This is a genomic window from Nostoc sp. NOS(2021), assembly GCF_017115025.1.
Taxonomy (GTDB): Bacteria; Cyanobacteriota; Cyanobacteriia; order Cyanobacteriales; family Nostocaceae; genus Nostoc.
In genome coordinates this window covers 1-6058 of the sequence record NZ_JABXKM010000296.1, presented here as the reverse complement: position 1 = coordinate 6058, position 6058 = coordinate 1, and the positions used below count along the sequence as shown (strand labels likewise).

Here is a 6058-nt window from a genome sequence, read left to right as displayed (position 1 = left end):
GTAGGGGCAATTCATGAATTGCCCCTACAGCGTGTGGTTTTGCGTAAGTCCTAATGTTTTAAGAAACTTCCTCATTTCTGCCACTCCCCCTTTATATCAATAGCCAAACCTAATTTGGGAATACTCAATCCAGTAGGCGTGAGGATGAAACCGTGGTAGAAGAAGGTGCATATTGGCTAGCTTGGGCGCAAATTTCTGGAATTGGCCCGGTATTACTGCGACGGCTGCAACAGCATTTTGGAACATTGGCAACGGCTTGGAACGCTACCAAGGTACAGTTAGGAGAAGTAGAGGGTTTTGGTTTTCAGACACTAGAAAAAGTAGTACAACAGCGATCGCGTTTGCACCCAGAACAACTATTCACCAAGCACCAGCAGGAAAATTCCCATTTCTGGACACCAGCAGATGCAGATTATCCCCGCTTACTGCTGGAAACTCCAAGTCCACCGCCGATTTTATACTATCGCGGTGAAGTCGAACTCCAAGAAAATCTCGGACAAAAACCGCTGGTTGGGATTGTCGGAACACGCCAACCCTCAGAATACGGTATTCGTTGGACTCGCCAAATTAGTACAGCTTTGGCTAAAAATGGCTTTACAGTTGTTTCTGGTATGGCAGAGGGAATTGACACAGAAAGCCACATCGCCGCCCTGAAAGCAGGTGGACGCACGATCGCAGTTTTGGGGACTGGTGTTGATGTCATCTATCCACATAAAAATCGGGATTTGTACAAGCAGATTTTGACGGCTGGGTTAGTCATGAGTGAGTACCCCACGAAAACCCCACCCGATCGCACGCACTTTCCCCGTCGCAACCGAATTATCGCAGGTTTAAGCCGCGCCATCCTGGTAATGGAAGCGCCGTTAAAATCTGGTGCCCTAATAACAGCTACTTATGCAAATGAATTTGGCAGAGACGTTTATGCCTTACCCGGAAGACTGGACGATCATCCATCCCAAGGGTGTTTAAAGTTACTGAGTCAGGGAGCAACTTTCATTCTTAAGGAACTAGACGAACTGTTAACAATGCTAGGAGCAATACCACAAATTGATGGAGTTGAAGTATCCCCAACAGCCCAACAGTTAAGTTTGCCTGATTTATCACCAGAATTGCAAACGGTAATGAATGCGTTTTCTTGTGATGCTTTATCCTTCGATTTTATTGTTCAACAAACCGGCATGGCTGCTGGCTCAGTTTCCGGTGCCTTGTTACAGTTGGAACTTATGGGTTTAGTTTCACAACTGCCAGGAATGCGGTATCAAAAAAGTTAAGAGTTCAAAGACAACATTGTTTTTAGCGATTTAACTATCAGATTTATGGGAATATAAAAATACAATTTTTATATAAAAACAAACTACTTAAAATCATGAATCAATGGGCTTTTGAATACCAAGTAGAAAATATAGGTAAATCTGTTATTTTGCACGCAGACTGTTTCGAGTGGCTAAGTCGAGTACCAGAAAACAGCATTCATGCAGTAGTTACAGATCCACCTTATGGGGTAAAAGAATGTGTTCAATTGCACAGTCGTATGGCAGAGTCGCGTTAAGATTAAAACCGTTACTCTCAATGGGGTGAGGTTGGCAGGCAATCAGCTCTAGTTCGCCGCTCATTTATGAGGGAGGATGGATGTCATGAACAATGCAAAATTCAAAAATCCCAAATTATCTTGGGGGATAATACTGCGGATTCATAACTGGAGATTGATAACCATTTGCCGGTACAGTACCTCCCATACTGTTGGGTAGAGGATTCACAACAGGGGGCTGATAACCATTTGCGGGTACAGTGCCCGTCGTACCGTTGGGTAAAGCAGGACTCACACCAGAGGGCTGATAACCATTTGCGGGTATAGTGCTTGTGGTACTGTTGGGTGTAACAGCATTTTGGCTAAACTCTTGGTAGGCAGCACGAGAAATTGAGCTAATCAATTTTTCGGCGCGAGGGTCGTTATTAGGGCGTTGTACCATGACAGAGGCTATGTAGCGCTTGCCAGTTGGAACAACAATTAAACCTGTATCTGCCAACATTGTGCCAATATCGCCTGTTTTGTGGTAGATTCTCGCGCCTGTTCCCAAACCCGATGGTAGCAGAGTGTCTTTCTGAGTGCGACGCAAGATATCGAGCATGAGATCGCGTGATGGCATACTCACCAAATTTCCCTGACTCACAATCGCCATCAAATTCCCCAATTCTCTCGGACTAGTGGTGTTTGTCCCTTCCAAATCTGGGAGTTGATTACGAATTATTGTGTTTGTCAATCCCCAAGTGCGGAAACGCTGGTTTAAAGCGTCTATACCTCCCAATCGGGCAATCAACATATTTGTTGCTGTGTTGTCGCTGATTGTAATCATTTGAGTGACGACTTCCAGAGCGGCGTACTGGGTTCCGGCTGGTTTGTATTGCAGAGTTCCAGAACCGCCAGCTACCACATCCTGTTGCATGGTCAGCATTTCATCTAGGCGAATTTTCCCTGCATCCACATCCTGGAAAAAGGCAATTAGAATCGGCACTTTAATTGTGCTAGCCGCCGGAAAACTGGTTGAGCTATTGACATCTACATAATTACCAGTATCTAAATCTACTAAGAAAACTCCGGGTGTAAGATTTGGGTTGGTCGTCGCCAAATTTTGCACGGCATTTTTCAAGGGGATAATTTCTTGGGATAGGTATAGGCTGGAAACTGCGGCTGGGGGAGTTTGGCTAGGTTGTGGCTGCGATCGCGCCACATTACTATTAGATTGCGGCGCAGAAGTTGTGGTGATGCGATTAGCTGGGTCTAATACTGACAACACCGTGCCCACAATTGCACCCAGCCCAACACCCACAATCAATAACCGCAAAACATACAATATGGTTTTGGCCATTGGCTTTAACCGCGTCTTCCGTGACGATCGCCGGCCTGTTTTTGGCTTTTCCATCCGCACTGTTTTGACCATCACAGCACCTGGTCGGAAGGGAGGAATTTTCCCCTTCACACTAGGTATTGGTTTTACTGCCGATGGCATCACTAACCCCGATTTTACCCGACGTGTAGCACCAGGGATTGGCGGAGGACTGATTTGATTTTTTGGGCGTGTTAGCGCCGCTTGTCGTCCATTCACAGCTTGCTGCTGGCTGTTAGCTTTAACTTTCTTCTGTGCCACTTTTTGAACTTTTTGTGGCCGCTGGCGGCGATTTAAGGGTTGACGCCGCGAGAAAGCTTTTAGTTCGTCACTTGACTCTGACACCGTTACTCCTTGTGACCCACTTGGCTTTTTTCTTGCAGACTCCTGACCCAAAACTTAATCTTTAAGCAATATTAATACTCAAATTCTACTTTGCCACTAAGTAGCATTTTTGTGTTTAGTTTAAGCCCTATTATTTATTTTGGGGGGATGATTGCGTATATATTAAACGAATAATTACAAGTTTTCACCATCCCTCTGGTTTTTAACGGCCCATTCTACCTGTTGCAAAATCCCTCGCAGCATGGCTACTTCTCCTGGTTTCAGGTGAGCGCGATTATACAGTTGGCGAAATTTTTCCATGCGACTAGCTGCCGTATGCGGATACACGTAACCAATTTTCAGTAATAGTGATTCTAATTGCTCGTAGTATGCTTCCACAACATCTATTGGTGCAAGTTCAGTTTGGGGTAATGTCTGACTATCAGGTTGTTCTGCACATTGCGACAGTTCATAACAGCAGATTGCCACGGCAGTAGCCAAATTTAGGATTAGATAATCTTGACTTGTGGGAATGCAAACAAACCTCTGTGCATAATTTAATTCTTCATTGCTTAATCCCCGGTCTTCTCTGCCAAAAATCAATGCTGCGGGTTTTTCTGGTTCCTCCAGTAACCAGGGTAGTGCAGTGCGGGGTTTTTCTAAAGGTGTTTGCAAACTCCGAAAGCGACCAGTGGTAGCGATCGCCCTGACACATCCATGCAATGCTTCTGGTAAGGTCGCCACTAATACCGCAGATTCTAAAATTTCCTGAGCATGAACAGCCATCATCAAAGCTTCCGCCGATAGCGGATCGCATTGGGGATTTACTAATACTAAATGATGTAGCCCGAAATTTTTCATTACCCTGGCGATCGCCCCGACATTTATCGGCCCAGCTGGCTCTACCAACACAATTCTTAATCCAGCCAAGCTCATTTTTTGCCTCCTGCGATCGTACCAAATGATATTTTTAGGCTAATTCTCAGCATTGTGTGTTCTGCTGAAAAGTTTCCTTGACATCATTGTAACGAGAGCAAGTAAACGCCTGCGGCAGTTCTGAACAGTGACTTACACTTCTTTATTCAGCGCAATCTCCGCCGTTCAGCTAGTCGTTCGTCGCTATTTACTTGTAGCAATCTAATCGTTGTACGTCCCGGAGGCGTTAATCCTACCAGTCCAGTTCTGAAAAGGTGAAATGTTCACCCCATTTTTGGGTGCGTGGGTTGAAGAGAAAACTAAAAGTGTGACCTTCTCTCCATTGTAAACATCACAGGACAGGCATATTGCGTGTAATTACATACACCTTCTCGGAAAAATGAAGTATAAAGTAATAGGGCAGAAAGAAAGTAAAAAAAAGAAATAAAGATTCTTTGTAGAAAAAAGTATTTTCGCTGACCATCCATTTCTACTGCCCAACTTTCCCGAAACATAGTTGGAGATAATAGAACCTATGCAACGCATATTTAAACAAAGTTTTATACTTTCAGTCACTACTGCGATCGCATTATTATTTGCAGGTTGTGGAGAAAGTAAAGTTGCTCAATGTAACAAAGTTATAAACGTTGCCAATCAGGCATCTACTCTAGGTCAAGAATTCGGTAAAAATCCCAATCCGGTAAAAGGTTCTAAAGCTTTAACTGAACTTGCTGGTAAGATAGACACACTTGCCAAAGAGATGAAAGCACTGGAAATTAAAGATGAAAAGTTGCAAGGTTTTCAAGGACGCTTTCTCACACTCTATCAGGAGATCAGTAAGGAGTTGAATAATACAGCAACAGCCATAGATAAAAAGAATCTACCAGCAGCAAAGGGCTTTTTGGGATCTCTGCAAAAGAGTAGTACCGAAGAAGGTTCAATAGTCCAGGAAATTAATAGTTACTGCTCTGCTAAATAACCAACTCTGCACCGAATCTTTGTAACAAATATAGCGGTTAAAACAATTCGTAATTCAATTAGAAATTTTATAATTTAGTGGTGATTTAAACCCAATAGTTACGTTAGCGCAGCTTCTTGTAGAGAGTGTCATTACGAATTACGAATTACGAATTAGTAATTAGTTAAATAGTCGGTCGATAACCACCAAAAACAGCAAAGCTAAAATTTTTGTACCAGCAATCTACATTTTGAAAACCAGCCGCTTCTAGCCAGCGAAGTTGAATATCAAGGGTTGCCATGCGATCGTATTCCATACGTTTTTGTGCAGCTTTGAAATCTTCCTCAGAGACACCCTTAGCATGGACAGAATCTCGCCAGTGTTGACGGTAAAGTTTTTCTAAATCAGGGGTTTTGCCGAGAACTTGATCGGCGTTGACAAACATCCCTCCAGGATTGAGGACATCATAAATCCGTTGATAAAGAAGTTCTTTGTCAAAATCTGACAGATGATGAATCGATAAAGCCGAGATTATCAGGTCATAGGAACCAGCTAAATTAGTTTCAATGTAGTCACCAATTAATATTTTGGGAGATTTACCCATTTTGCTAAATCTAAACTTAGCTTTCTCTAACATCTCAGGGGCTAAGTCCAGCAAGGTGAATTCTGCATTGGGGAAGACGGATTGAACCATACCTGAGTAAAGTCCAGTACCAGCACCCAAATCTAGAACCTTCAGAGGTGCAGTGCCGTCACTTGGTATAATTGCAACGGCTGTTTTGTAAAAGTCATCAAAACAGGGAATTAGAATACGACGTAAGTTATCGTAATTTTCTGCGGCAGAATTAAAAGCTTCTTGAATATTCATTTTTTAATTTTTAATAAAGGTAGAACTTTCTGTTTTATAGCAGTTGCCAGGTAGCTTAGGAACGTGGATTAAATAAAATGCAAAACTTCATCCTGTATCTAGCTTCCC

6 protein-coding genes are annotated in these 6058 nt (G+C 43.1%); 3 read left to right on the top strand and 3 right to left on the bottom strand.

Going from position 1 to position 6058, the window contains the following annotated elements:
* Positions 1 to 152: 152 nt before the first annotated feature.
* Complete coding sequence (dprA, locus tag HWQ41_RS29130) at positions 153 to 1271, top strand: DNA-processing protein DprA (protein ID WP_292770793.1); 1119 nt, start codon at positions 153 to 155, stop codon at positions 1269 to 1271.
* A 95-nt stretch (positions 1272 to 1366) separates the two neighbouring features.
* On the top strand, positions 1367 to 1549 hold the full coding sequence (locus HWQ41_RS29125) for a hypothetical protein (protein ID WP_292770791.1): 183 nt from the start codon (positions 1367 to 1369) through the stop codon (positions 1547 to 1549).
* 115 nt (positions 1550 to 1664) lie between these two features.
* Here HWQ41_RS29125 and HWQ41_RS29120 read toward each other — a convergent pair whose 3' ends face one another.
* Both HWQ41_RS29120 and HWQ41_RS29115 read right to left on the bottom strand, forming a co-directional pair.
* The gene (locus HWQ41_RS29120; protein ID WP_292770789.1) at positions 1665 to 3230 is read right to left on the bottom strand and encodes a serine hydrolase; all 1566 of its coding nucleotides are present in this window, start codon (positions 3228 to 3230) and stop codon (positions 1665 to 1667) included.
* Positions 3231 to 3404: 174 nt separating this feature from the next.
* Positions 3405 to 4145: an RNA methyltransferase gene (locus HWQ41_RS29115; RefSeq protein WP_292770787.1), complete on the bottom strand. Its 741-nt coding sequence runs from the start codon at positions 4143 to 4145 to the stop codon at positions 3405 to 3407.
* A 514-nt stretch (positions 4146 to 4659) separates the two neighbouring features.
* On the opposite strand from HWQ41_RS29115, the gene HWQ41_RS29110 reads away from it, so the two are divergent.
* Entirely contained in the window at positions 4660 to 5103 is a 444-nt protein-coding gene (locus HWQ41_RS29110) for a hypothetical protein (RefSeq protein ID WP_292770785.1), read from the top strand.
* 163 nt (positions 5104 to 5266) lie between these two features.
* Here HWQ41_RS29110 and HWQ41_RS29105 read toward each other — a convergent pair whose 3' ends face one another.
* Complete coding sequence (locus HWQ41_RS29105; protein ID WP_292770783.1) at positions 5267 to 5950, bottom strand: class I SAM-dependent methyltransferase; 684 nt, start codon at positions 5948 to 5950, stop codon at positions 5267 to 5269.
* Positions 5951 to 6058 lie beyond the last annotated feature (108 nt).